This window comes from Gillisella vitis, assembly GCF_001541345.2.
GTDB classification, from domain to species: domain Bacteria; phylum Pseudomonadota; class Alphaproteobacteria; order Rhizobiales; family Rhizobiaceae; genus Allorhizobium; species Allorhizobium vitis.
The window spans coordinates 103822-128477 of sequence record NZ_LMVL02000005.1; the positions used below are offsets into that span (position 1 = coordinate 103822).

Genomic DNA, 24656 nt, shown 5'->3' on the forward strand with positions numbered 1-24656 from the left:
ATCGTCAATGTATCGAAGGCTTGAGAGCCTCTTCTATGCAACGGGACCGGATAAACCGGTCCCGTTGTTTGTTTACAGTGGCGTAATTTATTACAGTGTCTTGAGATATTCGAGCAGTGCCACCTTGTCATTGTCGGACAGGTCGGTGCCGAACTCATGGCCGCAGCGGCTATTGCCGGAATTTCGCTGGCTGCAATCCGTCGTCTGCGTGATCGTATTCAATCCGGTTTGGGTTGCGGCGATGCCGACCAGCTTCGGGTCATAATCGGCGCCGACAGCGAACTTCTGTGGTCTGTGGGCGGTCGATTTCAACAGATCCGCAAGGGTTGGAACCGAACCGTTGTGCAGATAGGGTGCCGTGGCCCAGATGCCGTAGAGAACCCGGGACTCGTATTTGAATTCGGTGGTCGGAGAATTCGACGAGTCCGGTGCCTGGCCAGCCGTACTTCCGGTTGCTTTGAGTGCAGCATTTTTCCTTGCGGTGGAGATTTTTGCCTGGACCGCAGCCAATGTCTGACCCTGCGAGCGCGGGAAGGCATTCTGCAACTCCCTGAGATCCGAGGACAGGTTGAGCTCTGGCAGCTTCGACTCGAACGCATCGTCGATGGCACTCTGCAACAACGGAAATTTCAGGTCGCGCAGATCGAATATGCTCTCGGCATAATGCTGTAGAATGCTGCCTTCGACCGCAACGGTCAGAATATCGATGGACGGCGAGGTTGCGGCGAGTTTGTCGTTGGCGAAGGGAATGCGGGCGCCTGTCATCACACCGGGTGAGGCCGTCCAGTTCATGACATTATATTCACGGCTGTCAGTTCCGACATCCACCAGGGGTGTGGCCCAGGTGGCATTACCGAGCGAGGGCGTGCCGGGCTTCTGGCCATGGCAATCGAAACAACTGCTGCCATTTCCATTGGTACCGCGCCAAGTGTTGAAAAGTGTTTCGCCTTTGCTGGCGAGCGTCGCATCGACGGGAAAGGGGTATTTGGGAGGCCCCATCTGCTTGATCAGATCCTCCAAAGTGCTGAGCCCATCAAAGTTGACGGAGTTACCCTTCAAATAATCATAGCCGAGCAGCGACCATTTTTCCTTGGTGGGTTCGAAAACACCGAATACCCCATAGACTTCACCCACGTTGCGCGCCAGGCCCAGAATATCGCTGCCATTGGCGGCAAAGCCTGGCCATTGGGTCCGGTCCTGGATGGCGGCATTCCACAGGAACGGATAACGGACCGGCGCATCGGCGGGCTGGATATTGTCTTCTATCAACCGTGATGGCGGCGGACCGAGATCAAGGCCCGTGAGCCGGTTGAAGATCATCCCCACTGCGTCCAGTCGGCCAACACCCCAACTCTCATGGGGAACGCCCTTGCTGACGATAGCATGGTAGCGTTGGGTCCAAAGCGTAAAATCCACCTGCAATTGCGCGCGGCTGCTGGGATCCTGGTAATCCGTTCCTAGAACCGTTTTGCTAAAACTATCAAAGGCTGCTGGATTGGAGGCAAGTTTCTGTGTGGCTGCATCTAGATCCAGCAGGAAGCTATGAAAATCGGAGAGTGCTGGCCCGCCATCAATGCGGTATCGGATATTGGAAACGGCGATTTCCCGTGTGTGGCAGGCGGCGCAAGTCATGCCCACCTCCTTGCGGGAATCCGGGCCCGTCACGGTAAAGCCAACCGGAAGCCCGTTGTTCGGGCCATCCATTGTCAGATAGCCATATCGCGTCAGATTGTCGGTGAGAAACGGCGTGCCATCCGGCAAGGTGAGCGCCTGCATCCAGGAAAGCGGCATCAGGCGCGATCCTTGGTCCTGAGTGTAATAGATCGCTCGATCCATCGCGGACCAGTTGCTGCCCTGATCCGTATAGACAAGGCTCTGGGCGCTGGCCGAGCCAGCGATAAGACAGAGTGTTGCAACAAACGATGTCGCGACTTTGATATTTTTCACGAAGCCCCCCTCGATCATATCAACCTAAATTTGAAATTTAGAGGGTATTAATGCACGCAATAACTGAAATTGCAACCAATAAGATAATATCAAATTAGTACACTTCTAAGCAAAAAGGCGGTGCATTTTTCAATGCTCCGCCCTTCATTCATGGATTGTTCTAATCTATAGACACGAAGCGAAAGCCATGCCGGTTTTCTCCACGGTCCTGTAGCTCTCAGGGAGCGTCGATCTGCTTGCCGATATAGGCAATCGCCTGCTGGTAGACCGTGGCCGCATTCCAGCCGCCGATGGCGGAGAAATTCGGCTCGCCCGGCTGATAACCAAGGCCTGGCTGCCAGCCATGGCCTTTCAGGAAATTAGCCGTAGACGACAGGGCGTCGGCGCGGGAATGGATGAGATCGATATGGCGGTCGCCGTCGCCGTCAACGCCGTAGAGCGTGACGTTTTTCGGCAGGAATTGTGTCTGGCCGATTTCCCCATGGGCAGCACCTCGGGAATTTACGTCCAGATCGCCATCGGCCACCAGTTTCAAGGCGGCGTAAAGCTGCTCACGGAAATAATCGCTGCGACGACAATCGTAGGTCAGGGTCGAGACAGCGGACAGCGTGTGTTCATTGCCCATGTAGCTGCCAAACCCGGTTTCCATGCCCCAGATGGCGATGATCGGGCCAGCTGGCACGCCGAAACGCCGCTCGATGCTGGCGAAAAGCGGGGCATTGGCTCTTTTCATCGACTTGCCGCGGCTGATAATGGTTTGCCCACCGCGCTTTTTCATGAATTCATCGAAGGAGAGCTTGAAGCTCTTCTGGCCGCGATCGGCCCGGATGGTCGGGACATTGTAGCGGACATTGGCAAAAGAGCGGTCGAGAACCGATTGGCTGATGCCACGGCCTGCTGCTTCCCGCTTGAAGCCTTCCACCCATTGCTCGAAACCGGCGGACGTATTGCCGCATTGGGCGGCATTTGCAGCCTGTGCTGTCGCCATTGTGGCAAGAGCCGTGAAAGCTATGGCAAAAAACGTCCTGGTTCGCATCGATACCTCGTCTGGAAAAGGGAAGGGGGGCAGCCGCCTTTCGGCTGCATCCGGCTTATCTGCATTCAAGTCGAGCAAGGCAAAACGGCTGAGCGCGATTGCGTCCAGCCGTTGCCGAAATCCCGTCTTCAGGCTGCCAGGGCCTTTGGCTTGATCAAGCCGCGATTGACCAGCAATTCTGCGATCTGAACGGCATTGAGAGCCGCGCCCTTGCGCAGATTGTCGGAGACGACCCAGATATTCAGGCCGTTTTCAACCGTGGCGTCCTCGCGGATCCGGGAAATGTAGGTGGCGTCTTCGCCAGCGCATTCAACGGGGGTGATGTAGCCGCCGTCTTCATGCTTGTCGATCACCAGGCAGCCCGGTGCTTCGCGCAGGATGTCGCGGGCCTGGTCAGGAGAAATTTCCCGTTCGAACTCGATATTGACCGATTCCGAATGACCGATAAAGACGGGAACGCGCACGGCTGTGCAGGTCACGCGGATCTTCGGATCGAGCATCTTCTTGGTTTCGGCCAGGACCTTCCACTCTTCCTTGGTATAGCCATCTTCCATGAAACTATCGATATGGGGGATGACGTTGAAGGCGATCCGCTTGGTGAACTTCTTGGACTCGACCGGATCGGCCACGAAGACGGCGCGGGTCTGGGTGAACAGCTCGTCCATGCCTTCCTTGCCGGCGCCGGACACCGACTGATAGGTGGAAATGACGACGCGCTTGATGGTTGCGAAATCATGCAGCGGCTTCAAGGCCACGACCAGCTGGGCCGTCGAGCAATTGGGATTGGCGATGATGTTGCGGTTCTTGAAGGCGGTGATGGCGTCCGGGTTTACTTCCGGCACGATCAGCGGCACATCCGAATCGTAGCGCCAGGCCGAGGAGTTATCGATGACCACGCAGCCCTGAGCACCGATCTTCGGCGACCACTTCTGCGAAATCGTGCCGCCCGCCGACATCAGGCAAAGATCCGTATCGGAAAAATTATAGTTCTCCAGGTTTTGAACCTTCAGAACCTTGTCGCCATAAGACACTTCGGTGCCCTGCGAGCGGGACGAGGCGAGTGCCACGACTTCGCTGACCGGAAAACCGCGTTCGACGAGAATATTGAGAATTTCGCGCCCGACATTGCCGGTGGCGCCTACGACTGCAACTTTGAAACCCATTTTCCTGCTCTCTTTCTGTCTCTCCTCGGTTTTTTGAGGGGGAAGGCGCGTGACCGCGTCTTCCTTGTCCCCGGCCGTGCCGGGGAGAGAGCGGAGGCCAGAGACGTCAGACGGTTTTGGTCGTCGTTTTGGCCTTGGTGGTTGAGGACATGGCAAACGCCATCATCGCCCGGGCAGAGCCTGCCGGTTCCAGATGGTCAGCACTGTAAAAGCCAAGTGCGCGCATTCCATGATCCTTTCGTCCTTGCCTTTACCGGGTTTTGTGCCGGTGTCAAGAAATTCACGCTGCAAATAGGCGCCGCGCGCGTGCAAATTCTCGAACGGATCGTCCATTTCCATGTCGACGAACCGACTGAAACATTAGACGAAAGTCATAAGCCCAAAGCATGCCTCTCGATTTCCCCTGAATTCTGTCAGTCTGTTGGTAATTCGGAGCCGCGAATTGAGCCTTGGAGGAAGGTGCGCGGCCATCGGAGAACTCGTTCTGGAGGAACAGCAATGGCAAATGCCGCAAGCCTGCACGCCGCGCCGCGCAGCATGACCAAGGAGGAGCGAAAGGTCATTTTCGCCTCTTCGCTCGGCACGGTTTTCGAGTGGTATGATTTCTATCTCTACGGTTCGCTGGCGATTTACATCGGCGCGACCTTCTTTTCCCAATATCCTGAAACCACCCGCAATATTTTCACACTGCTGGCTTTTGCCGCCGGCTTTCTGGTGCGGCCTTTCGGCGCGCTGGTGTTCGGACGGCTGGGCGATCTGGTCGGGCGAAAATATACGTTTCTGGTAACGATCCTGATAATGGGCGCTTCGACCTTCCTGGTCGGCATTCTACCAGGGTCGGCGACCATCGGCATCGCTGCCCCGATCATCCTGATCGTGCTGCGCATGTTGCAGGGCCTGGCGCTGGGCGGTGAATACGGGGGTGCTGCGACCTATGTGGCCGAACATGCGCCGCATGGCCGTCGCGGTTTCTATACGTCCTGGATCCAGACCACGGCGACGCTTGGGTTGTTCCTGTCGCTGCTGATCATTCTCGGTATCCAGACGGCCATGGGCAAGGAAGCCTTTGCTGCCTGGGGCTGGCGTCTTCCTTTCCTTCTGTCGGTTATTCTGCTCGGGATTTCCGTCTGGATTCGCATGCAGATGAACGAATCGCCCGCCTTCAAGAAAATGAAGGAAGAGGGTACTCAGTCGAAAGCGCCAATTTCTGAAGCTTTCGGTCAGTGGAAGAATGCCAAGATCGCCATTCTCGCCCTGTTCGGTGCTGTCGCCGGCCAGGCAGTTGTCTGGTATTGCGGCCAGTTCTATGCACTGTTCTTCCTGCAGAATGTTCTGAAGGTCGATCCACAGGCCGCCAATATCATGGTGGCGATCGCGCTGGCGTTCGGCACCCTGTTCTTCGTGGTCTTCGGTTGGCTTTCCGACAAGATCGGCCGTAAGCCGATCATCATGGCGGGGCTGCTTCTGGCTATGGTGACCTATTTCCCGCTGTTCAAGGCGATGACCTGGGCTGGCAATCCAGCTCTGGCGCAGGCGCAGGATACATTGAAGGCAACGGTGACTGCCGATCCCAAGGATTGCAATTTTCAGTTCAATCCGACCGGCACGGCAAAATTCACCACCTCTTGCGACATAGCCACGGCGCTTTTGACCAAGAATTCCGTGCCGTATGAAGTGGTACCCGGCCCGGCTGGCTCGGCTGCGACGGTAAAGCTTGGCGATAGTCAGATTGAAAGCTATGACGCCGTCAAGGCTGGCGCCAATGCCAAGGCTCTGGATGCCGCCCTGCAGAAAAAGATCAATGTCGCCCTGCAACAGAACGGTTATCCGCTGGTTCGGGCGCCGGTTCAGGTCCCCGATAGCAAGCTTGACGGCTTTATCGCCGCCAATGCGGAACTGGGTCTGAGTGCCGACACTGTCCGCACCGGGGCCAAGACTATGGTACCTACAGCAAAGCTCGTCACCGACAAGTTGCTGACCCCGGAAGAGGCAACAGCTGCGGCTGCTCCTGAAATGGCGGTCTATACCGTTGCCAATGGCGGTGCATTCAGGATGGTGGCGGACCCCGCCCAGGTCAAATGGGTGCCGCTGATTGCCGTACTGACGGTGCTGGTGATCTATGTCACCATGGTCTACGGGCCGATTGCCGCGATGCTGGTGGAAATGTTCCCGACCCGTATTCGCTATACCGGCATGTCGCTTCCCTATCACATCGGCAATGGCTGGTTCGGCGGCCTGCTGCCAGCGACGGCCTTCGCGATGAGCGCGGCCAAGGGCGATATCTATTACGGCCTCTGGTATCCGATTATCATCGCCGGGATGTCCTTCATCATCGGCATGATCTTCCTGAAGGAAACCAAGAATAACGATATCGACGGCTGATCCCTTCCTGTCACACGTCAAGGCGCCCGGAAATCGACTTTCCGGGCGCCTTTCTTATTCAGGCTGCTGCCGCAGACAAGGACGGGTTGGGTTCCTGTTGGGATGTCTGCGCCCTCTGCGGCATGTCATACCGTTGGCCGCCATCCCCGATCAGTTTTTGCCGCAGAACGAGATTGCCGTCGGAAGAGAGGCGGAAAACCAGTCCACGACGGGCAAAGCCGAGCGCTACGATCCACGCAAACCAGGCCCCGAAGCCCAGACCGGCCACCACGTCGCTCGGGTAATGCGCACCGACCATCACCCTTGTCATGCCGAGCCAAAGAGCGGCGATGGCAAGGATCGGGCGATGGCGTGGGGCGATCAGGGCAGCGATCATCATCAGTGCTCCGATGGTGGTGGCGTGACCGGACGGAAAGCTCTCAAAACGCGCCGAACCGGCAAAGGGCAGAAAGTCGAAGGCACCGGCATCCGAAAATTGATCGGGGCGAGCCCGGCCGAAGGCTCTCTTGAGCAGGTTGGCAGCAATTCCGGAACCAGCGATCGACAGGAAAGCGTAGCTGCTAAGTGCGCTGACGAACAGCGCCCGGCACCTGTCCTCCGCCGTTCTGGCCAATCGCGATGCCGCTGCGGCCTCAATGGCGATCAGGAAACTGACCAGCAGGCACCAGTCAGATTGGCCGATGCGGGTCAGAACGGTGGCAATCCGGTAAAAGACCGGGCAGGTCAGGCGGCCCGCATTGCCGATGGCGCTATCGAACAGCAGCGCCATCAACACAACCAGACTTGACCCCGCCAACAGACACAGGCGCGTCCGGCAATCCGGCACACGTCGTCGGCCGTTCTTGATCCTGGCAAGAATTGTCATCGCGACCCCCGTGCGCTGCGTCCCTTATCAGAGAACCAGCACATACAGGGGTATGTCTTCAGCTATGTGACACTGCAATCCTGTTCCAGCGCAAGCCTGCGTCTTGCGCTGGAAATCCTCATCAACCCCGTCGATCAGTTCATCAGGGATTGGAATTCGGCGAGGATTGCATCGCCCATTTCGACAGTGCCGACCTGCTTGCAGCCGTCCGCCATGATGTCGCCGGTGCGAATACCCTTGTCGAGCACGTTGGCGATGGCTTTTTCCAGCTTGTCGGCTTCATCGACCATGGCGAAGGAATAGCGAAGGCACATGGCAAACGAGGCGATCATTGCGATTGGGTTGGCAATGCCGCGACCGGCGATATCCGGTGCCGAGCCATGGACGGGCTCATACAGTGCCTTGCGCTTGCCGGTCTTGGCATCCGGGGCGCCAAGCGAAGCGGAGGGCAGCATGCCGAGCGAGCCGGTCAGCATGGCGGCGACGTCCGACAGCATGTCGCCGAACAGATTGTCGGTGACGATGACGTCGAATTGCTTTGGAGCACGCACCAATTGCATGCCACCGGCGTCGGCCAGCATATGCTCGAGCTTGACGTCGGAGAATTTCTCCTTGTGCAGCGCCGTCACCACCTGGTTCCAGAGCACGCCGGATTTCATCACATTGCGCTTTTCCATCGAGCAGACCGCATTGCGGCGAGTGCGGGCCAGTTCGAAGGCCACAGCAGAAATCCGCTCGATTTCGTAGGTGTCGTAGACCTGGGTGTCGATGGCGCGCTTCTGGCCATTGCCGATGTCGGTAATGGTTTTCGGCTCACCGAAATAGACGCCGCCGGTCAGCTCTCGGATAATCAGGATGTCGAGGCCTTCGACCAGTTCCGGCTTCAGCGAGGAAGCAGAGGCCAGCGCCGGATAGCAGATCGCCGGACGCAGGTTGGCGAATAATTCTAGGTCCTTGCGCAGCCGCAGTAGGCCAGCTTCCGGGCGAACGTCATACTCGACGCCATCCCATTTCGGACCGCCGACAGCGCCGAACAGTACGGCATCCGCAGCCATCGCCTTGGCCATGTCAGCCTCGGAAATTGCGGCCCCATGCGCGTCGTAGGCGCAACCGCCAACCAGACCTTCGTCGGTCTCAAAGCCCGCACCCAGCGCGGAATTCATATAGGAAACGATCTTGCGAACTTCGTTCATGGCTTCAGGCCCAATGCCATCGCCAGGAAGAAGGAAGAGTTTGCGAACTGTCATGAGCCGACCTCGTTTGAAACAGGAGTGCGGCGGTTTTATCGGGCGATCAAGGGCAATTCAAGGACGCCAGCGCTGCTAACGGTACGGTTTGGCCATGCTCGATGGCAAAGAAAAAGGCGGAACCTGCGTTCCGCCTTCGGTATGACTGCCACGGGTTGTGGGCAATGACTTCAGATCAGGCCCAGGGGCGAGATGCTGCGTTGGACGTCTCGAACGAAGCAATCGAGCTGGATTTCTCCATGGTCAGGCCAATGTCATCGAGGCCATTCAGCATGCAATGGCGCTTGAACTCATCGATTTCGAAGCTGATGCTGCCACCATCCGGACCGGTGATTTCCTGGCTTTCCAGATCCACGGTCACGACTGCGTTTGAGCCGCGCTGGGCGTCATCCATCAGCTTTTCCAGGTTTTCCTGGCTGACGACGATCGGCAGGATGCCGTTCTTGAAACAGTTATTGTAGAAGATATCGGCAAAGCTGGTGGAAATCACGCAACGGATGCCGAAGTCCAGCAAAGCCCACGGCGCATGTTCACGCGAGGAGCCACAGCCGAAATTGTCGCCAGCGACCAGGATCTTGGCATTTTGATAGGCGGGCTTGTTGAGCACGAAATCCGGATTGATCGAGCCGTCCTGATTATAGCGGGCTTCGGCAAACAGGCCTGTTCCAAGGCCAGTACGCTTGATCGTCTTCAGATAATCCTTGGGAATGATCATATCCGTATCGACATTGACGACCGGCAGCGGTGCCGCGACCCCGGTGAGCTTCGTGAACTTTTCCATAGACGTTACCTTCACTGGACCTGAATGAGATTGGCTTTTCGCATAACCGAAAAGCCTTCTGATTTGAAGGAGAATCTTGGAACCGCTCTTTTCAGCGACGTAGAGTCATATGGGTCCTAAGAACCATTACATATCAATAATGGTACCGCGCCCATCATTCCAGATCCGCACCGGCTGCTGCTCTTCGGACTGGCGCTTTCGGGCGTGGACGGCAACCGGCTTGGGCTTAAGCGTCAAAGCGCGCCAGGCCAGCGTTCCCGTCAAAACGACACCGAGCACAAGCGTCAGCGAGAAAGTCAATAAGGCTGCCGCAGTCAAGGCAATGACCCCGAGGCCGAGCAATCCAAGAGCACGAAGGTTCTGCATCGTATGTTCCTTTCAATGGTTTGAAGGTGGGGCTTCTCCTGACGCTTTACAAGAGTTATTGAGGTCGCAACCCTTGTCGCAGCGAAAGTCAGACAACCGAAAGGCGAAGCGCCATGCAGATCAATCCGCCCAATCGCAGGCAGCGTTTTCGTCGCTCGCTGATCAGCGTTCCCGCTATCAACCTTCGCGCATTGGAAAAATCCTTGTCACTGCCTTGCGATGGAGTGATTTTTGATTTGGAGGATTCGGTTGCAGAGGAGAGCAAGACCGAGGCACGCAGCAACCTGCGGCAGTTTCTCCAACACGCGGATTTGAACGGTCGTGAAGCCATTATCCGCGTCAACAGCAGTGATACGAGCTGGTTTGCCGAGGATTTATCCTTTGTCGAGTCGATCAAGCCAGATGCTGTTTTGCTGCCCAAAGCTGAACGGGTGGAAGATCTGGACCGGCTTCGAGCGGGTGCCGGGACGGAGCCCGCTCTCTGGGCGATGATCGAGACACCGAAGGCTGTGCTGGCGGCGGCGGAGCTTGCCAAGGCGAGCGCGGCGCTGGGGCTGGAATGCCTTGTGGTCGGGCTGAATGATCTGCGCAAGGAAACCCGAGTGCCACCGGGCCTTGGCCGCCAATATCTGGCTCCCTGGCTGATGCAGGTGGTCCTGGCTGCCCGGGCTTACGGACTTGATGTCATTGATGCGGTTTCCAACGATTTTCGCGATTTGGACGGGTTTGCAGCCGAATGCAGCCAGGGCCGTTCGATGGGCTTTGACGGAAAGATGCTGATCCACCCGGCCCAGATCGAGGCGGCCAATCGGTATTTCGGACCATCGGAAGCCGAGGTCGCCGAGGCGCGGGCGATTGTCGCTGCTTTTGCCGCGCCTGAGGCAGCGCATCTCAACGTCATCAATCGGGATGGCCGGATGATCGAGCGGCTGCATGTCGCCGAAGCCGAGTATCTTTTGTCCAAACTGTCTCTGTCTTGAACCAAGACCATCATCTCCACTCCAGAAAGGATGATCCCTATGAAAGTCTATCGTTTCCTCACGGGTCCTGACGACGCCACCTTCTGTCACCGGGTGACCGATGCCCTTAACAAGGGCTGGGAACTGCACGGCTCGCCCAGTCTGACATTCAACCCTGCCGTCAACCAGACCTATTGCGGTCAGGCGGTGGTGAAGACCGTCGAGGGCAAGGAGTATGATCCATTGATGAAGCTGGGTGAACAATAAGCGTTTTAAGTCGCTGTTAAGTCGCTGGCCGGGTGCGAAAATGCATCCGGCTCGAGGGTCCTCTTGAAGGTTTGTCATTATCTCGAATTCGATGCGAATGTTTTGCAGAATTTACCTGTCATTCTTGAATTGGAGCTAATGTGCCGAAATATCGCTCTTGTGAGGTGTTTTCGTGCGACCAGTTTTCAAGGCCCATTCGACCGGCAATCCGCACTCCGATTTTGAGGTGAAGCTTGCCTCCGCCCATTCGCGGATCGAGAAATCCTTTCTCGATGGCGGCGCCGTACTGGTATCGGTGATGGATAATCTCGGTAGCCTGGTCGATAGTCTCGATCATTTGACCGGTGTTCTGGATGGCAAGACGACAACGGAGACCGTGCAGGGTCTTCGCAAGACGGTTTCCGATCTCGCCTTGCTGCCCGCACGAGCATCGGCGCGCCAGGACTCCTTCAGCCAGATCTCCGATCAGTGTGCCTCGACTTATTCCCATGTTGAGGAAATGCGCGAGACCATTCGCTACCTGCGCACATTCGCCATCACCGTGAAGATCACCGGGGCAGGGCTTGCCGAGTTTTCAGGCTTTGCCGATGAAATCCGCGAGCGTATTCAGTCCGGAGCCGAGGAGATCGACCGGTTTGCCGAGCAATTGGCGGGCATGCGCGGCCAGTTGGACACGGCGCGGGCGTTTTCCGATGGCATCCTGTCGGACTTCAGCAATACCATTCCCACCATCGTCAGTTCGCTGACCCTCAGCTCCGACCAGTTGGCAACCCAGCACAAGACAATGGCCGGAATTGCCAATGATGTGAAAGGGCTCACGCGCGCCATTCAGGGCAAGATCGCCAACGTGCTCTCGGCCTTGCAAATTGGTGACATTACCCGCCAGCGCATTGAGCATATCCAGAGTAGCCTTGACTATCTGGAGGAATTTTTTGCGGCTGGCGGACTGCGTGATCCGGCTGAAAAAGAGGCGCTTCGCCAGGCTGTCCTGCATCTTGCGCACGCGCAATTGCAGGAATCCCTGGATGATTTCCGGCAGAAATGCACATCGATTGCCGCCAATATGTCGAGCTTTACCAGCGATGCCGCTCGCGTTCTGGCGCTGCGTGACGAATTGAACCAGTCGGGCGGCGATAATGATCGCAGCCTGCTGCGCAAGATGGAAAGCGATATCAGCCACGCCTGCGCGCTTTCGGCGCGCGTACAGGACCGCAGCCATGAATCGGATGCTGTCGTCAGTTCCGTTACCCAGTCCGCTCAGGCGCTTCAGGAAGGCATTGAGACGATCCGGTCGATCAAGACCGATATTCACTACATGGCGCTGAATTCCAATCTTCGCTGCTCCCGTCTTGGTGATGCCGGTCGGTCCGTGAATGTCGTCAGTGGTGAATTGCGCACCTTTGCCGCCAAGCTGGAAACCCCAGCCGATGCCATTGTTGAGGACATGCGCTGCGTCGAAGAGGCGACGGCGTCGCTGACCCGCGACGACAGTGACGACATCAACCATATTCATGAGCCGCTGAACCTGGCGCTGGATAAGATCCGTGTTGTCGCGACGGATATGGAAAAGGGGCTTGAGGCCTTTGGGGCCGAAGGCCAGCTGGTGTTCAGCCGCATCAGCGCGGCGGTGACCAAGCTTGATTTCGATGGCGAATTGGGTGGTCTGCTGCTGGATTGCCTGGCAATCGCCGACCGCGCCCGCGGACATATGCCGTCGCTATCGGCTATTCCCGCTGCTGCGCTGCCGCTCAGCCAGAAAATCTTTGCCATCTACACGATGGCGCAGGAGCGCGATATCCATCAGCGTTTCCTGCCGTTGCAGGCTGGCTTGGACATGGTTGTAGATCAGGCTGAGGTTTTTGAAGACGACGAACAGTTGTTTGCCGGAGCATTGTTTTAGAGTTTTCAGCGAAAACTGGACATCCATTTTCGGAAAATCCGCTGCAAAACCTGAGCTCCAGCATCCATGGATGTGCAGAAGACATAAAAAAACCCGGCAATGCCGGGCTTTTTTATGTTGAGATGAGCAAGCTTACGCTGCTTCTTCCTGAGTTTCGTCTTCTTCCACGGACTTGCCGCGCTTCGGGCCTTTGGCAAGATTGACTTCCACCAGCCGAACGGCTTCGGTTTCAGACATCTTGTTGACGGCGGCGATTTCACGCGCCATGCGGTCCAATGCGGCTTCATAGAGCTGACGCTCGGAATAGGACTGTTCCGGCTGGTGCTCGGCACGGAAAAGGTCACGCACCACTTCGGCAATGGAAATCAGATCGCCGGAATTGATTTTCGCATCATATTCCTGTGCCCGGCGTGACCACATGGTCCGCTTGACACGCGCCTTGCCTTGAACGACTTTCAAAGCCCGATCGACAAAATCGGTTTCCGAAAGCTTGCGCATTCCAATGGTGACAGCCTTGGTGACCGGCACTTTCAAACGCATTTTATCTTTATCGAAATCGATTACAAAAAGCTCAAGCTTCATGCCCGCGACTTCCTGCTCTTCAATGGCGGTGATCGTACCGACGCCATGGGCCGGATAAACGATCGCCTCACCTGTCTTGAAGCCCTGACGTGTCGAGGATTTTTTCTGCTGGGTCGTCATTCGCTCTAAAAACTCCCTGTTACTGTATCGGCGACAGCCGACCCCAGGCCGAAAGACCCGGATGAGACGGGGGAACCGTCGGGTGACTCCATGCTGATCCAGTTACGATCAAACGAATAAAAGCACATCAGCGACAGAACCGGCGAGGTTTACATGTCACAAACATAACTTTCGTGGATTTTTCGGCTTTCGCGGTAGGTTTGGGCACACAAATGCCCTCACGTGTGGATCAGTTCTATAGGCTTAACATAAAAAAGTGAGGAAATCAATATTTTGCTGCCTTGCGACAGCTTGACGGCGGAAACTGTTCTTCTTTAAGGGGTCGGTTTGACCTGTCATTGGCCAGCCTCGCCAAGGTAAAATAAAATATCTTTTAACCTATTGATTTTTTTGGAAATTCAGAAAATCGTCAAGCTGTGACAGCGATTCTTTTTGTGCTTTGGTTCCACACAGGTCTCGGCAATTTGTTCATAGCGACCCTCAATTGCATGGTTGCTGTCATAAAAAACAGAAGCTGCCATGCAGTTTTATGCCATGTCTCAAAGATGTGACCTGAAGGCATGTCAAATATCTCAAATGCGGCAAAGATTTGAGACATCTGAAAAGCAATGAGACAAGGTGGTCTTTAACTGGTAACGCACCGGGAGCGGCCTCCGGGATCGGGTGAGACCGCGTCGCAACTCGCTAATCAGTCGCCAGTGCCAGGCTTTTCCGAGAAATAAAGCTCGAACTTGCCTTCGACACCGTCCATTTCCTTGGCTTCGGGCAAAGCATCGCGCTTGGTGGTGATGTTTGGCCAAATCTGGGAGAATTCCGTATTGATTTTCAGCCACTTATCCAGACCCGGCTCTGTGTCCGGCTTAATGGCTTCCGCCGGACATTCCGGCTCACATACACCGCAATCAATGCATTCATCGGGATTGATGGCCAGAAAATTCTCGCCTTCGTAGAAACAATCGACCGGGCATACTTCCACGCAATCGGTATATTTGCAGCGTATGCAGTTGTCAGTCACGATGTACGTCATGCGGTACTCCAGAGATCTCTCGATGGCGAGTGCGACGCCGCGTCTTGCAGGAACGGATTAGGCAAGGAAAAACCGACTGTCCCATATCATGCACAGCTTTTTCCACAAGGGCAGTGAGCTAATGCTTTCCAGGTCCGTTAGCAAGGATAAATCATCCGTATCTCGATACGATAGAGGTCGATTTTCCTAGTGGCTGGCAGGCTCGGCCCAAACCGTATCGGTCAGTTCTCGCACCAGGCTCAAAAATGCTGGCGTATCCTTGCCTTCTACAGATTTCGAATATCTTCAACGCACCAAAGAGGTTTGAGATATTTCGTGTCAGTCTTCGCCATCCATCAGGCGGTCCAATTGCCGGCGCTCGCGCTTTGTCGGACGCCCGGAGCCGGGAAGTCTTTGCGCTTGCTCGAACGCGGTGAGGGCGTCGCGGGCTTGGCGGGGCGGTGACTGGTCCTCATAGAGGAGTTTGGCCTGCTCGTAGGGGCCGCGATGCGTACCGGGCTGGCGAACGACCAGTTTCATGTCGTGATTGGGAAGGGTGATATCCAGCACGTCACCGGGCCGGACAATGGCGCTGGGCTGCTTGCCCGGTTTGCCGTTGATCCGTACCCGGCCGGAGACGATGTGTTGCTGGGCCAGAGTACGGGATTTGAAAATCCGCGCAAAAAACAGCCACTTGTCGATCCGCTGAGAGGGTCCGGCGAGTGGCTGTTGTTCGCTCATGGCTTACTTCTTCATCTGCTCCTTCAAGGCAGCCAGCTTAGCGAAAGGAGAATCCGGATCGATCGGCTTTTCCTTGCGCGGTGGCTTTGCCTCGAAACGCTGCGGCTGGGTTGATTTTGTATCCCTGTCGCGGTCCTTACGCGGCCCGCGATCATCACGGTCGCCACCCCGGTTTGCGTGCTTGTCGCGGTTTCCGTCCCGGTCGCGGGGCTTGCCGTGATGGCCACCCTCGCGGCGCTTGTCGTCCCGGTCACTTCTGCCTTCAGGACGGCTACCTTCTGTACGGGCTTCCGGCTTCTGCTCACCCTGCTGCGGGGCGCGTTTGGCAGCTTGTGGACGGCGGTCGCCCTGTTGGGGACGTCCGGCTTGGCGCTGGTTGTCATTGCGGCCGCCGGGGCGCCAGAGCAGAACCGGTTTGGGTTCCGTTGGTCCTTCCGGATTGGCAAGAAGGTCGGCGGATGGAGCCTCGGTCGCTGCGACGTCGGTCTCTTTGACCTCTGCCGGTGCTTCTGTCGTTGCTTCGGCGCTGATCTCAGCACTTGGGACCGAAGACGTTGGGACGGTCTCGAGTGTTACCGGCTCAGCAGCGACAGTTTCCGTCGCTGTGGCTTCGCCTTGCTGATCCGCATCGTCTTCGTCGGTTTTTTCGATGCTTTCGGATGTCTGTGTCGGTGCCGTGGCTGCTGCTACGGCAGGCTTGTCGTCCTGGGTGCCAAGGAAGGCCTGGGCCTCTTCCGCCTTGACGGCATCGGCGCGGTAGCCGAGGCCTTTGAGGATTTCCTCCATGTCATCAGGTGTCGCACCGAGGATGGAGAGCATGGCGGTTGTGGTGGTGAAGCGGCGGCCATCATAGGCGCCGTCTGGCCGCGGTGTGGTGCCGGGCTTCCATTGCAGCAGTGGACGGATCAGATCCGCCAGCCGCTCCAGAATATCGATGCGCACGGCGCGCTTGCCGAGGAAACGGAAGCCGGCGAGCTTGTAGAAATTGCGCTCGAAGCTTGGGTCCGTCACGACCGAAGTTCGGCCTGCGGCCAGAACCGGAATGAGATCGCCATAGCCGGCCTTGTCCAGACCATCGTTCTTCAAGGCCCAGAGCAGGGTGATCAGCTCGGCCGGTGCTGGTTTCAACAGGGCTGGCATAAAGATGTGATAGGCACCGAAGCGCACGCCGTAGCGGCGCATGGAAGCGCGCGCATCCTGGTCCAGCGACTTGACCTCTTCGGTCACGTCGCGGCGGAACAGAATTCCAAGCCCTTCCACCAGCTGGAAGGCCAATCCCTTGGAAAGGCCCTGCAAGTCTTCGGCCCGCGACAGATCGTCGAGCGGCTTCAGAATGGTCGAGATATGATGATTGACGAAGCGCTCGATGCGGGCGACGACGTGATCGCGCGCATTGCCGCTCAGCGGTTCGTCCGCCAGCAGCAGAATGCGGGGGCGCATGATATGATCCGAACCGGTCAGCCGGGCGACGGGATCACCCAGCCACCGGACGAGACCGTCGGAACTGAGCGCCAGATCCCCATTGCCCGAAGCATGCAATCTTGCAGCCCGCGCTTCGAATTCCAGGCCAAGCGCCTTTTGGGCAGCAGTTTGCACCGCCTTGGCGTCCGGCCCCTCGGTTCCAGAGATCGGCGTAAACCGGAATCCGGAGAGTTGGCCCACGTGATGTCCTTCAACGAAGACATCACCGTTCACACTGATTTCAGCTTCCAGCATCCCATTCTCTCTCAAGCGCTTCATAAGCACAGATGTCCTGCGATCAACAAAGCGTTTCGTCAACCTTTCATGTAACGCGTCAGACAATCGATCTTCGATTTCCCGCGTCTTTTCTTGCCAGTGTGTCGGATCGGCAAGCCAACCTGGCCGGTTCGACACATACGTCCAAGTTCGGATCTGCGCAATGCGCGCAGAAAGAGTATCTATCTCGCCGTCTGTCCGGTCGGAGCGATGCACCTGCTCTGCCATGAAATCTTCGTTCACACTACCGTGCCGGGCAAGGTCGGAATAGAGGGTAAGAATCAGATCGGCATGTTGTGCCGGGGTAATTCGCCGATAATCCGGTAATGCGCAGGCATCCCACAGCAGTGAGACCCGATTTGGCGATGACGCAAGGTCCTGGACTTCCGGATAGCGGGCCAGATAATCCAGCGCCTGTTGGTCGATTGCCGGCAGTGCCCGCACCAGTCCCGCCACCTTGGGGGCGGCATCCAGGCTACGGCGCAGGTTGGCAATCGAGGAAAAATCGAACTGGGCCGTGCGCCATTGCAGCACCTTGACCGGATCGAAATGGTGGCTCTGCAGCCGTTCCACCAGCTCCGGCTCAAAGGGATCGACGCGTCCCGTCACCCCGAAAGTACCATCTTTCAGATGGCGTCCGGCACGCCCGGCAATCTGGCCCAGTTCGCCGGGATTGAGATTGCGGAACTGATAGCCGTCGAATTTGCGGTCCTGGGCAAAGGCGACATGGTCGACATCGAGGTTCAGGCCCATGCCGATTGCATCGGTCGCGACAAGATATTCGACATCGCCGGATTGGTAGAGGCCGACCTGGGCATTGCGGGTGCGCGGGCTGAGTGCGCCGAGCACCACAGCCGCCCCGCCGCGCTGGCGACGGATCAATTCGGCAATGGAATAGACTTCATCTGCGGAGAAGGCGACGATTGCCGTGCGCTGTGGCAGCCGGGTAATTTTCTTTTCGCCAGCATAAAACAACTGCGACAGGCGTGGACGCTCGATGACGGTAATGCCCGGCAGCAGATGCTGAAGGATCGGCTTCATCGTCGCCGAGCCAAGCAGCAGGGTTTCTTCGCGTCCGCGCAGATGCAACAGCCGGTCGGTGAAAATATGGCCGCGCTCGAGATCGCCCGCCAACTGGATTTCATCGATGGCGACGAACGCGACTTTCGTCTCGCGCGGCAGCGCCTCGACGGTGCAGACAGAAAACCTTGCATTGGGCGGGGTGATCTTTTCCTCGCCAGTGATGAGGGCGACATGCGCCGCGCCGACCCGCTCGACCAGCCTGGTGTAAACTTCGCGCGCCAGCAATCGCAAAGGCAGGCCGATCATACCCGACCCATGGGCAACCATGCGCTCGATGGCATAATGGGTCTTACCCGTATTGGTCGGCCCCAGCACAGCAATAACGCCGCGGCCGCTCAGGATCATGGGTTGCGAAGTCAAATCGTCGCTCCGGACTGCACTGTCAAAAGAGGATGGCGACAGCCGATCTTCTTTCGGGACCACACATGGCGATGCCTTGGAGCAAAGGCAAGAAAAGAATTGCCCAGGCGCTGCTTTTCCGGCTGCAGAGGCGAATAGGAGAGAAATAACCTCCGGTTGCGGTGGATTTTGGTCGTTTTGCGCGCCGGGCGTTGATTCAGAACAGCCAAAGAACGAATCGGCGACGAATCGCTGACTCCTCCCCTTTCATGTTTTGTTCCAAGCTTCATCTTGTGGGGCACTGGCATCAGAGGGACAAGATAATGGAAGCCCCTCACAACCGAAAACAACGCCGGTCTTTGAAATCGTGTCTCTTGGAGGAATAGGCAGACCGGGTGGAACAATACAGGACCTGGATCATTATAGGGTCACATGAATTAAGACATGCTGAAAAGTAAAGGGAAACACCATGCTAGGCACAATTCTCGTCATCATCCTCATATTGTTGCTGCTTGGGGCGCTTCCGACTTGGGGTCATAGCCGCAACTGGGGCTATGGTCCGTCCGGTGGCTTAGGCCTGGTTGTCGTGATCATTATTATTTTGCTGCTTATGGGCCGTATCTGACGGTTATCCAGGCCAGGAAGAAGAGGAAGCTTTGATGAAAAAGACAGTTATTGCCATAGCCATGCTCTTGCCGATGATTGCGTCTTGTACGCCGACGGAACGTGGTGCCTCAATTGGTGCAGCATCCGGTGCTGTCATCGGTGGCGTTGCTACCAATTCGGTTGGTGGTGCTGCGGTGGGTGCCGTCGGCGGTGGTGTGATTGGCGCTTTGATCGGCCAGTCGACCGAACGCCGCGGCTACTGCGTTTACCGCGACCGTTACGGCCGTCAATACGAGCGCCGTTGCCGCTAAATCGCATACCATTGAATATAAAAAGCCGCCGGAGCGATCCGGCGGCTTTTTTTGATATTAAGCCAGAGTATCAGACGAAGAACTGGCCACCATTGGCGGAAATCGTCGAGCCGGTGATGAAACCGGCGTCGTCGGACGCCAGAAACACCACGATGCGGGCAATTTCCTCCGGTTCGCCGAGGCGTCCGACCGGAATTTGCGGAATGATCCGCTCGTTCAAGACTTTTTCTGGGATCGCCCTAACCATTTCCGTGCCGATATAGCCCGGGCAAATCGCATTGACGGTGATATTTTTGGCAGCACCTTCCTGCGCGAGCGACTTGGTGAAACCGAGATCGCCAGCTTTGGCGGCAGAGTAATTGGCCTGGCCCATCTGGCCCTTCTGGCCGTTAATGGAGGAAATATTGATGACGCGGCCAAAGCTGCGGTCGCGCATGCCGGTCCAGACCGGGTGGGTGACGTTGAACAGACCAGTCAAATTGGTGCCGATCACGTCGTTCCACTGTTCCGGCGTCATTTTATGGAACATGGCATCGCGTGTAATGCCCGCATTGTTGACCAGGATTTCAACCGGTCCAAGCGCCGCCTCGATGGCGGCAATACCCTGTTTGCTGGCCTCGTAGGAGGAGACATCCCATTTGAAGACCGGAATGCCGGTTTCGGCTTCAAATGCCTTTGCGGCCTCGTCATTTCCGGCATAATTGGCAGCAACCGTATATCCAGCTGCCTTCAAAGCCGTTGAAATCGATGCGCCGATGCCGCGCGTTCCGCCTGTTACCAAAGCGACCCTGCTCATTCCAGTCTCCTCTCAATAAGTGTTTTCTTGTGTTGCGTCTCTCCGTTACCCCAGGGGGCAAGGAGTGACATCCCCCAATTCAATGGGTGTTTCTGCGAAATACACAGAGAACGCCAGTCACTACGGTTTGACGCCGGAAACATTGAACTGGAATGATGCAGGTAAAATATGGCCGCGCCGGTTGCCGACTTGTTTTATTGTTCTGATCGTCTGGTTGCGATCCGCCGCTGAAGCCAGTTCCGTTTGATTATATCCAGTCGAAAGACCGCGCGGTGATCAGGCGATATTCCTACGGATCAGGGCATCAAAGCCCGATGGGGAGCCATCGGGCTTCTGGCTTGATCCGCTCAGAGGCCTTCGATGCACATGGCAACGCCCATGCCACCACCGATGCACAGGGTCGCCAGACCCTTCTTTGCGCCGCGCCGTTTCATTTCAAACAGCAGGGTGTTGAGAATACGGGCACCTGAGGCCCCGACCGGGTGGCCGATGGCAATGGCGCCGCCATTGACATTGACGATCGACGTATCCCAACCAAGGTCCTTGTTGACGGCGCAGGCCTGGGCGGCAAAGGCTTCGTTGGCCTCGACCAGATCGAGATCGTTCACACTCCAGCCAGCCCTTTCAAGCGCCTTGCGGGATGCGGGGATGGGACCGGTGCCCATGATCTTCGGATCGACGCCAGCGGTAGCCCAGGAGGCAATGCGTGCCAAAGGCTGGATGCCGCGACGGACGGCTTCCGCTTCGGTCATCAGCAGGGCGGCGGCGGCTCCGTCATTGATGCCAGATGCATTCCCGGCGGTGACGGTGCCTTCCTTGTCGAAAGCGGGACGCAGCTTGGTCATGCTGTCCAGGGTTGCACCTGCGCGGATATATTCATCGGCATCGACGATCACATCGCCCTTGCGGCCTGGCACGGTGACCGGGACGATTTCGTCCTTGAACCGTCCTGCGGCCTGGGCGGCTTCGGCCTTGTTTTGCGAGGCAACCGCAAAGGCATCCTGCTCGTCGCGGGTCAGCTGCCACTGGCGGGCAACATTTTCGGCGGTGACACCCATGTGATAGCCGTAAAAGGCATCGGTCAGGCCGTCCTTGATCATGGTGTCGATCATTTTCATGTCGCCCATCTTGGTGCCTGCGCGCAAATGGGCGCAGTGGGGGGCAAGCGACATGGATTCTTGCCCGCCTGCGATGATGATCGAGGCGTCGCCGGTGGCGATCTGCTGCATGCCGAGTGCCACGGCGCGCAGGCCGGAGCCGCAAAGCTGGTTCAGGCCCCAGGCGGTTTTTTCCTGCGGAATGCCAGCCTTCATGGCGGCCTGGCGGGCGGGGTTCTGGCCCTGGCCGGCCGTCAGGATCTGGCCGAGGATCACTTCGTCGACTTCGGCGGCCTCGATGCCTGCGCGTTCCAGCACGGCCTTGATCGCGGTCGCACCCAGATCATGTGCGGCAACGTTGGCAAATGCCCCGTTGAAAGAGCCGACTGCCGTTCGAGCCGCGCTGGCAATGACGATGGAAGGCGTAGACATGGGTATCTCCTCGATAGTGTTCTTTGCTGCGGCTGAGACTGTCAAAGCTTCCCCGAGAAGTCAAACTCAAAGCATTGGGAAATTTCAGTCTTTGGTTGCATTTCAGCGGATGGCTATCGCTGCTTTCGATAGCGCAATCCCGCGACGCACAAAGAGATTGTCACGCCCGTCGATTTGCGATTACACTTCGCTCTCAGGGAAGAGCAATAATAACGACATAAGCCGGGTTAGGAGACACAATGGCCAAGACCGATGGCGAAATCATCATTAAGAAATATGCCAATCGCCGCCTCTACAACACGGGGACCAGTACCTATGTGACGCTGGAAGATCTGGCCAAGATGGTAAAAAAGGGTGAGGAGTTCACCGTGCAGGATGCAAAATCCGGCGAGGATATTACCCATTCTGTCCTGACCCAGATTATTTTCGAGCAGGAAGCCAAGACCACCAATACGTTGCTGCCGATTTCCTTCCTGCGCCAGTTGATCAGCTATTATGGCGATCAGATGCAGATGGTGGTGCCAAGCTTTCTCGAACATTCGATGAAAGCCTTTACCGAACAGCAATCCCAGATGCGCGACCAGATGACCCGCGCTTTTGGTGAGACACCGCTTGCCAAGAATTTACAGGCACCGATCCAGCTGATGGAGGAGCAGGTCAAGCGGAATACCGAGATGTTCCATCAGGCCATGCAGATGTTTTCGCCCTTCATGACGCCGACGCCAGCACGCGAGACGAAGCGGCCGGAAACCAAGGATATCGACGATCTGAAGGAGCAGTTGCGCAATCTGCAAACCAAGCTCGACAAGCTTTGATTGTCCATTGATGCAAAAACGGCCACCTTGCTGGGCGTAATCAGCACGGTGGCCGTTTTTGTATAATAGGCAAAGAAAAAGGCCGGAAAAACCGGCCTTTTTTAATATAATCAGATAGAAAACGCTTATGCGCTTTCCTTCGGTGTCAGAACCTGACGACCGCGATACATACCGGTCTTCAGATCGATATGGTGCGGACGGCGCAGTTCGCCGGAATTCTTGTCTTCGACATAGGTCGGAGCCTTCAGACCGTCGGCAGAACGGCGCATACCGCGCTTGGACGGGCTTGTTTTTCTTTTTGGTACAGCCATTTTAATTACTCCACGTGACGGTCGAAAACCGATGAACCGGCCCTTTTGGAGCCGAACAATCACTCATCCGATCTTCGAATTTGGCGGCCTTATACATGCCGCCCAGGGGTTTGACCAGTCCCCGGCTGGATTTTTTTGTCATCGTGCGGTCGCAAAACGCCGGTGTTGCCCGGCCTTTGCGGGCATCGGGCAATCCGTTCAGGCCTCGTCCTCCGGCACGATCCAGGGTTCGGCCAGGGCAGCATCGCGCCACTTGATCCAGGCGGAATGGGCCTGCATGCGATCCATATAGGCAAGACTAACCGGATCGGCGGTCAGTTGATAGGCCGAAAAACGGTTGACCACAGGTGCATACATGGCATCCGCCGCGCTGAAGGCGCCAAACAGGAAAGGACCGCCGGAACGGGCCAATTGCTCTCGCCAGATGGTTTCGATGCGGGAGACATCCGCCATCACCGCTGCCTGTGTCTCAGGGCTGAAAGCAAGCGCCTGTGGCGAGCGGCGGAAGTTCATCGGGCAGGCATTGCGCATCGCCCTGAAGCCAGCCAGCATTTCGAGCGAAATTGCGCGTGCCACGGCCCTGTCCGAGGAGGCTGATGGCCAGATGTCGGCATTGGGGAAAAGCTCGGCGGCATATTCAATAATGGCCAGCGATTCCCATACCTTCACGTCACCATGCACGAGGACTGGCACCTGGCCGGTCGGCGATATCGCCTTGATGCCGGGATTGCCGGCTGGAAAATCGAAGCGGATCAGCACCTCTTTGAAGTCGATCCCGGCTGCGGTCAGAGCGATCCAGGGCCGGAACGACCAGGAGGAATAATTCTTATTGGCAATATAGAGTGTTAGGTCCGTCATCGGTTTTGTCTCCTGAAATGTCCGCAATCCTAACCGGCACATACGGCTCAAAGCCAATGCCAAGTTTTGACATCACTTATCAATGCAGCTGATATATGGATCGGCGCCCCGGGCGCGGCGCTCCACCATGGCGGCAAGCCGCCGCAGACCGGGTCCCGGCTTGCCGGCGTTGCGATCAATGGGATTGGGCAGCGAAACCGCGAGCAGGGCGGCCTGGCGGGCTGAAAGCCGGGCGGCCGGGATTTTGAAATGGTGGAGTGCTGCGGCCTCTGCACCGTAAATTCCAGGACCCCATTCGGCGATATTGAGGTAAATTTCCATGGTCCGGCGTTTCGACCAGACTTTGTCGGCGGTCAGTGCCAGGGGAATTTCCATGCCTTTGCGGATAAAGGACCGGCTGTTCCACAAAAACAGGTTTTTCACGGTCTGCATGGTAATGGTGCTGGCGCCGCGGGTTTCTTCGCCGTCCAGCGCATCGTCGATTACGGAGCGCATCTGCACCCAGTCGACGCCGCTATGGCTACAGAATTGCCCATCTTCCGACATCATCACCGCGCGGACCAGATTGGGCGATATCCGTTCCAGCGGCACCCATTGCCGGTCATAACCGCGAAACAGAACGAGATCGGCCAGCATCAAGGTGGAAGGCGGATGAATGAAGGGCAGCAGATAGAGCGCCATCAGCGCGAAAGGCAAAAGGGCAACAGCAAGCAGTGCCTTGGCTATTCGATGCAGCACCAGCCGCCAGTCTCCTTTTTCGCCCTCCTGGTCGAGGTGCTCGTCTTGTCCGGGCACAGTCGCGTCCAGAGGATCGATAGCATCAGGTGCGTTGTCCGTCGTCAATCCTATCACCTGCCCCGACACTGCTTGATTTGCGCCCTTGTTTCTTAGCCGTGAATAAGGCTAAGC

At 57.0% G+C, this 24656-nt stretch carries 24 protein-coding genes; 7 read left to right on the forward strand and 17 right to left on the reverse strand.

Annotation, left to right across the window (positions count from 1 at the left end):
* Positions 1 to 90: 90 nt before the first annotated feature.
* From ASB66_RS17815 to ASB66_RS26275, 4 genes are all read right to left on the reverse strand, one after another.
* Positions 91 to 1947 (reverse strand): di-heme-cytochrome C peroxidase, encoded by a 1857-nt coding sequence (locus ASB66_RS17815; protein WP_234613287.1) that lies wholly within the window; start codon positions 1945 to 1947, stop codon positions 91 to 93.
* 217 nt (positions 1948 to 2164) lie between these two features.
* Complete coding sequence (locus ASB66_RS17820; RefSeq protein ID WP_060718914.1) at positions 2165 to 2983, reverse strand: lytic murein transglycosylase; 819 nt, start codon at positions 2981 to 2983, stop codon at positions 2165 to 2167.
* Between the two features lie 128 nt (positions 2984 to 3111).
* Positions 3112 to 4146: an aspartate-semialdehyde dehydrogenase gene (locus tag ASB66_RS17825; RefSeq protein ID WP_060718809.1), complete on the reverse strand. Its 1035-nt coding sequence runs from the start codon at positions 4144 to 4146 to the stop codon at positions 3112 to 3114.
* A gap of 162 nt (positions 4147 to 4308) precedes the next feature.
* Positions 4309 to 4485, reverse strand: coding sequence for a hypothetical protein (locus ASB66_RS26275; RefSeq protein WP_156544734.1), 177 nt, complete (start codon positions 4483 to 4485; stop codon positions 4309 to 4311).
* Between the two features lie 159 nt (positions 4486 to 4644).
* Between ASB66_RS26275 and ASB66_RS17830 the strand changes: the two genes are divergently transcribed.
* Positions 4645 to 6528, forward strand: coding sequence for an MFS transporter (locus ASB66_RS17830; protein WP_060718808.1), 1884 nt, complete (start codon positions 4645 to 4647; stop codon positions 6526 to 6528).
* Between the two features lie 58 nt (positions 6529 to 6586).
* Here ASB66_RS17830 and ASB66_RS17835 read toward each other — a convergent pair whose 3' ends face one another.
* From ASB66_RS17835 to ASB66_RS17850, 4 genes are all read right to left on the reverse strand, one after another.
* Positions 6587 to 7393 (reverse strand): phosphatase PAP2 family protein, encoded by an 807-nt coding sequence (locus ASB66_RS17835; protein WP_060718807.1) that lies wholly within the window; start codon positions 7391 to 7393, stop codon positions 6587 to 6589.
* Between the two features lie 134 nt (positions 7394 to 7527).
* On the reverse strand, positions 7528 to 8640 hold the full coding sequence (gene leuB / locus ASB66_RS17840) for a 3-isopropylmalate dehydrogenase (RefSeq protein WP_060718806.1): 1113 nt from the start codon (positions 8638 to 8640) through the stop codon (positions 7528 to 7530).
* A gap of 175 nt (positions 8641 to 8815) precedes the next feature.
* On the reverse strand, positions 8816 to 9421 hold the full coding sequence (gene leuD / locus ASB66_RS17845) for a 3-isopropylmalate dehydratase small subunit (RefSeq protein WP_060718805.1): 606 nt from the start codon (positions 9419 to 9421) through the stop codon (positions 8816 to 8818).
* Between the two features lie 126 nt (positions 9422 to 9547).
* Entirely contained in the window at positions 9548 to 9787 is a 240-nt protein-coding gene (locus tag ASB66_RS17850) for a hypothetical protein (RefSeq protein WP_060718804.1), read from the reverse strand.
* 113 nt (positions 9788 to 9900) lie between these two features.
* Here ASB66_RS17850 and ASB66_RS17855 point away from each other — a divergent pair, with 113 nt between their 5' ends.
* The 3 genes from ASB66_RS17855 (at position 9901) to ASB66_RS17865 (ending at position 12913) form a co-directional block, all read left to right on the forward strand.
* Complete coding sequence (locus tag ASB66_RS17855) at positions 9901 to 10767, forward strand: HpcH/HpaI aldolase/citrate lyase family protein (protein ID WP_060718803.1); 867 nt, start codon at positions 9901 to 9903, stop codon at positions 10765 to 10767.
* Positions 10768 to 10806: 39 nt separating this feature from the next.
* Positions 10807 to 11013 (forward strand): DUF1737 domain-containing protein, encoded by a 207-nt coding sequence (locus tag ASB66_RS17860; protein ID WP_060718802.1) that lies wholly within the window; start codon positions 10807 to 10809, stop codon positions 11011 to 11013.
* 172 nt (positions 11014 to 11185) lie between these two features.
* Entirely contained in the window at positions 11186 to 12913 is a 1728-nt protein-coding gene (locus tag ASB66_RS17865; RefSeq protein ID WP_060718801.1) for a hypothetical protein, read from the forward strand.
* Between the two features lie 132 nt (positions 12914 to 13045).
* Here ASB66_RS17865 and ASB66_RS17870 read toward each other — a convergent pair whose 3' ends face one another.
* The 4 genes from ASB66_RS17870 to ASB66_RS17885 all read right to left on the reverse strand — a co-directional run bounded on the left by ASB66_RS17870 (position 13046) and on the right by ASB66_RS17885 (position 18527).
* Positions 13046 to 13615 (reverse strand): CarD family transcriptional regulator, encoded by a 570-nt coding sequence (locus tag ASB66_RS17870; RefSeq protein ID WP_041697279.1) that lies wholly within the window; start codon positions 13613 to 13615, stop codon positions 13046 to 13048.
* A 688-nt stretch (positions 13616 to 14303) separates the two neighbouring features.
* A complete protein-coding gene (gene fdxA, locus ASB66_RS17875) occupies positions 14304 to 14642 on the reverse strand; it encodes a ferredoxin FdxA (RefSeq protein ID WP_060718800.1) in 339 nt (112 codons plus the stop codon).
* 318 nt (positions 14643 to 14960) lie between these two features.
* Positions 14961 to 15362 carry an RNA-binding S4 domain-containing protein gene (locus ASB66_RS17880; protein ID WP_060718799.1) on the reverse strand — a complete coding sequence of 134 codons (402 nt, stop codon included), beginning with the start codon at positions 15360 to 15362 and terminating at the stop codon, positions 14961 to 14963.
* A 3-nt stretch (positions 15363 to 15365) separates the two neighbouring features.
* On the reverse strand, positions 15366 to 18527 hold the full coding sequence (locus tag ASB66_RS17885) for a helicase-related protein (RefSeq protein ID WP_060718798.1): 3162 nt from the start codon (positions 18525 to 18527) through the stop codon (positions 15366 to 15368).
* 463 nt (positions 18528 to 18990) lie between these two features.
* Between ASB66_RS17885 and ASB66_RS17895 the strand changes: the two genes are divergently transcribed.
* Complete coding sequence (locus ASB66_RS17895; protein ID WP_015917565.1) at positions 18991 to 19146, forward strand: DUF3309 family protein; 156 nt, start codon at positions 18991 to 18993, stop codon at positions 19144 to 19146.
* A 34-nt stretch (positions 19147 to 19180) separates the two neighbouring features.
* A complete protein-coding gene (locus ASB66_RS17900; protein ID WP_060718796.1) occupies positions 19181 to 19438 on the forward strand; it encodes a YMGG-like glycine zipper-containing protein in 258 nt (85 codons plus the stop codon).
* Between the two features lie 70 nt (positions 19439 to 19508).
* Here the strand turns inward: ASB66_RS17900 and phbB are convergent, their stop codons facing one another.
* Positions 19509 to 20234 carry a beta-ketoacyl-ACP reductase gene (phbB, locus tag ASB66_RS17905; RefSeq protein ID WP_060718795.1) on the reverse strand — a complete coding sequence of 242 codons (726 nt, stop codon included), beginning with the start codon at positions 20232 to 20234 and terminating at the stop codon, positions 19509 to 19511.
* A gap of 347 nt (positions 20235 to 20581) precedes the next feature.
* Positions 20582 to 21763 carry an acetyl-CoA C-acetyltransferase gene (locus tag ASB66_RS17910; RefSeq protein ID WP_060718794.1) on the reverse strand — a complete coding sequence of 394 codons (1182 nt, stop codon included), beginning with the start codon at positions 21761 to 21763 and terminating at the stop codon, positions 20582 to 20584.
* A 239-nt stretch (positions 21764 to 22002) separates the two neighbouring features.
* Here ASB66_RS17910 and phaR point away from each other — a divergent pair, with 239 nt between their 5' ends.
* Positions 22003 to 22578: a polyhydroxyalkanoate synthesis repressor PhaR gene (phaR, locus tag ASB66_RS17915; protein WP_015917562.1), complete on the forward strand. Its 576-nt coding sequence runs from the start codon at positions 22003 to 22005 to the stop codon at positions 22576 to 22578.
* A 125-nt stretch (positions 22579 to 22703) separates the two neighbouring features.
* Here phaR and rpmF read toward each other — a convergent pair whose 3' ends face one another.
* The 3 genes from rpmF to mtgA form a co-directional block, all read right to left on the reverse strand.
* Entirely contained in the window at positions 22704 to 22889 is a 186-nt protein-coding gene (rpmF, locus tag ASB66_RS17920; RefSeq protein WP_007604390.1) for a 50S ribosomal protein L32, read from the reverse strand.
* A 198-nt stretch (positions 22890 to 23087) separates the two neighbouring features.
* Positions 23088 to 23747: a glutathione S-transferase family protein gene (locus tag ASB66_RS17930; protein WP_060718792.1), complete on the reverse strand. Its 660-nt coding sequence runs from the start codon at positions 23745 to 23747 to the stop codon at positions 23088 to 23090.
* 72 nt (positions 23748 to 23819) lie between these two features.
* Complete coding sequence (gene mtgA / locus ASB66_RS17935; RefSeq protein ID WP_156544755.1) at positions 23820 to 24488, reverse strand: monofunctional biosynthetic peptidoglycan transglycosylase; 669 nt, start codon at positions 24486 to 24488, stop codon at positions 23820 to 23822.
* Positions 24489 to 24656: the final 168 nt, after the last annotated feature.

Coding starts and splice junctions, on each gene's coding strand:
- ASB66_RS17820 (WP_060718914.1), bottom strand. CDS start 2,983: ATGCGAACCAGGACGTTTTTTGCCATAGCTTTCACGGCTCTTGCCACA.
- ASB66_RS17825 (WP_060718809.1), bottom strand. CDS start 4,146: ATGGGTTTCAAAGTTGCAGTCGTAGGCGCCACCGGCAATGTCGGGCGC.
- ASB66_RS26275 (WP_156544734.1), bottom strand. CDS start 4,485: ATGGAAATGGACGATCCGTTCGAGAATTTGCACGCGCGCGGCGCCTAT.
- ASB66_RS17830 (WP_060718808.1), top strand. CDS start 4,645: ATGGCAAATGCCGCAAGCCTGCACGCCGCGCCGCGCAGCATGACCAAG.
- ASB66_RS17835 (WP_060718807.1), bottom strand. CDS start 7,393: ATGACAATTCTTGCCAGGATCAAGAACGGCCGACGACGTGTGCCGGAT.
- leuB (WP_060718806.1), bottom strand. CDS start 8,640: ATGACAGTTCGCAAACTCTTCCTTCTTCCTGGCGATGGCATTGGGCCT.
- leuD (WP_060718805.1), bottom strand. CDS start 9,421: ATGGAAAAGTTCACGAAGCTCACCGGGGTCGCGGCACCGCTGCCGGTC.
- ASB66_RS17850 (WP_060718804.1), bottom strand. CDS start 9,787: ATGCAGAACCTTCGTGCTCTTGGATTGCTCGGCCTCGGGGTCATTGCC.
- ASB66_RS17855 (WP_060718803.1), top strand. CDS start 9,901: ATGCAGATCAATCCGCCCAATCGCAGGCAGCGTTTTCGTCGCTCGCTG.
- ASB66_RS17860 (WP_060718802.1), top strand. CDS start 10,807: ATGAAAGTCTATCGTTTCCTCACGGGTCCTGACGACGCCACCTTCTGT.
- ASB66_RS17870 (WP_041697279.1), bottom strand. CDS start 13,615: ATGACGACCCAGCAGAAAAAATCCTCGACACGTCAGGGCTTCAAGACA.
- fdxA (WP_060718800.1), bottom strand. CDS start 14,642: ATGACGTACATCGTGACTGACAACTGCATACGCTGCAAATATACCGAT.
- ASB66_RS17880 (WP_060718799.1), bottom strand. CDS start 15,362: ATGAGCGAACAACAGCCACTCGCCGGACCCTCTCAGCGGATCGACAAG.
- ASB66_RS17885 (WP_060718798.1), bottom strand. CDS start 18,527: ATGATCCTGAGCGGCCGCGGCGTTATTGCTGTGCTGGGGCCGACCAAT.
- ASB66_RS17895 (WP_015917565.1), top strand. CDS start 18,991: ATGCTAGGCACAATTCTCGTCATCATCCTCATATTGTTGCTGCTTGGG.
- ASB66_RS17900 (WP_060718796.1), top strand. CDS start 19,181: ATGAAAAAGACAGTTATTGCCATAGCCATGCTCTTGCCGATGATTGCG.
- phbB (WP_060718795.1), bottom strand. CDS start 20,234: ATGAGCAGGGTCGCTTTGGTAACAGGCGGAACGCGCGGCATCGGCGCA.
- ASB66_RS17910 (WP_060718794.1), bottom strand. CDS start 21,763: ATGTCTACGCCTTCCATCGTCATTGCCAGCGCGGCTCGAACGGCAGTC.
- phaR (WP_015917562.1), top strand. CDS start 22,003: ATGGCCAAGACCGATGGCGAAATCATCATTAAGAAATATGCCAATCGC.
- rpmF (WP_007604390.1), bottom strand. CDS start 22,889: ATGGCTGTACCAAAAAGAAAAACAAGCCCGTCCAAGCGCGGTATGCGC.
- ASB66_RS17930 (WP_060718792.1), bottom strand. CDS start 23,747: ATGACGGACCTAACACTCTATATTGCCAATAAGAATTATTCCTCCTGG.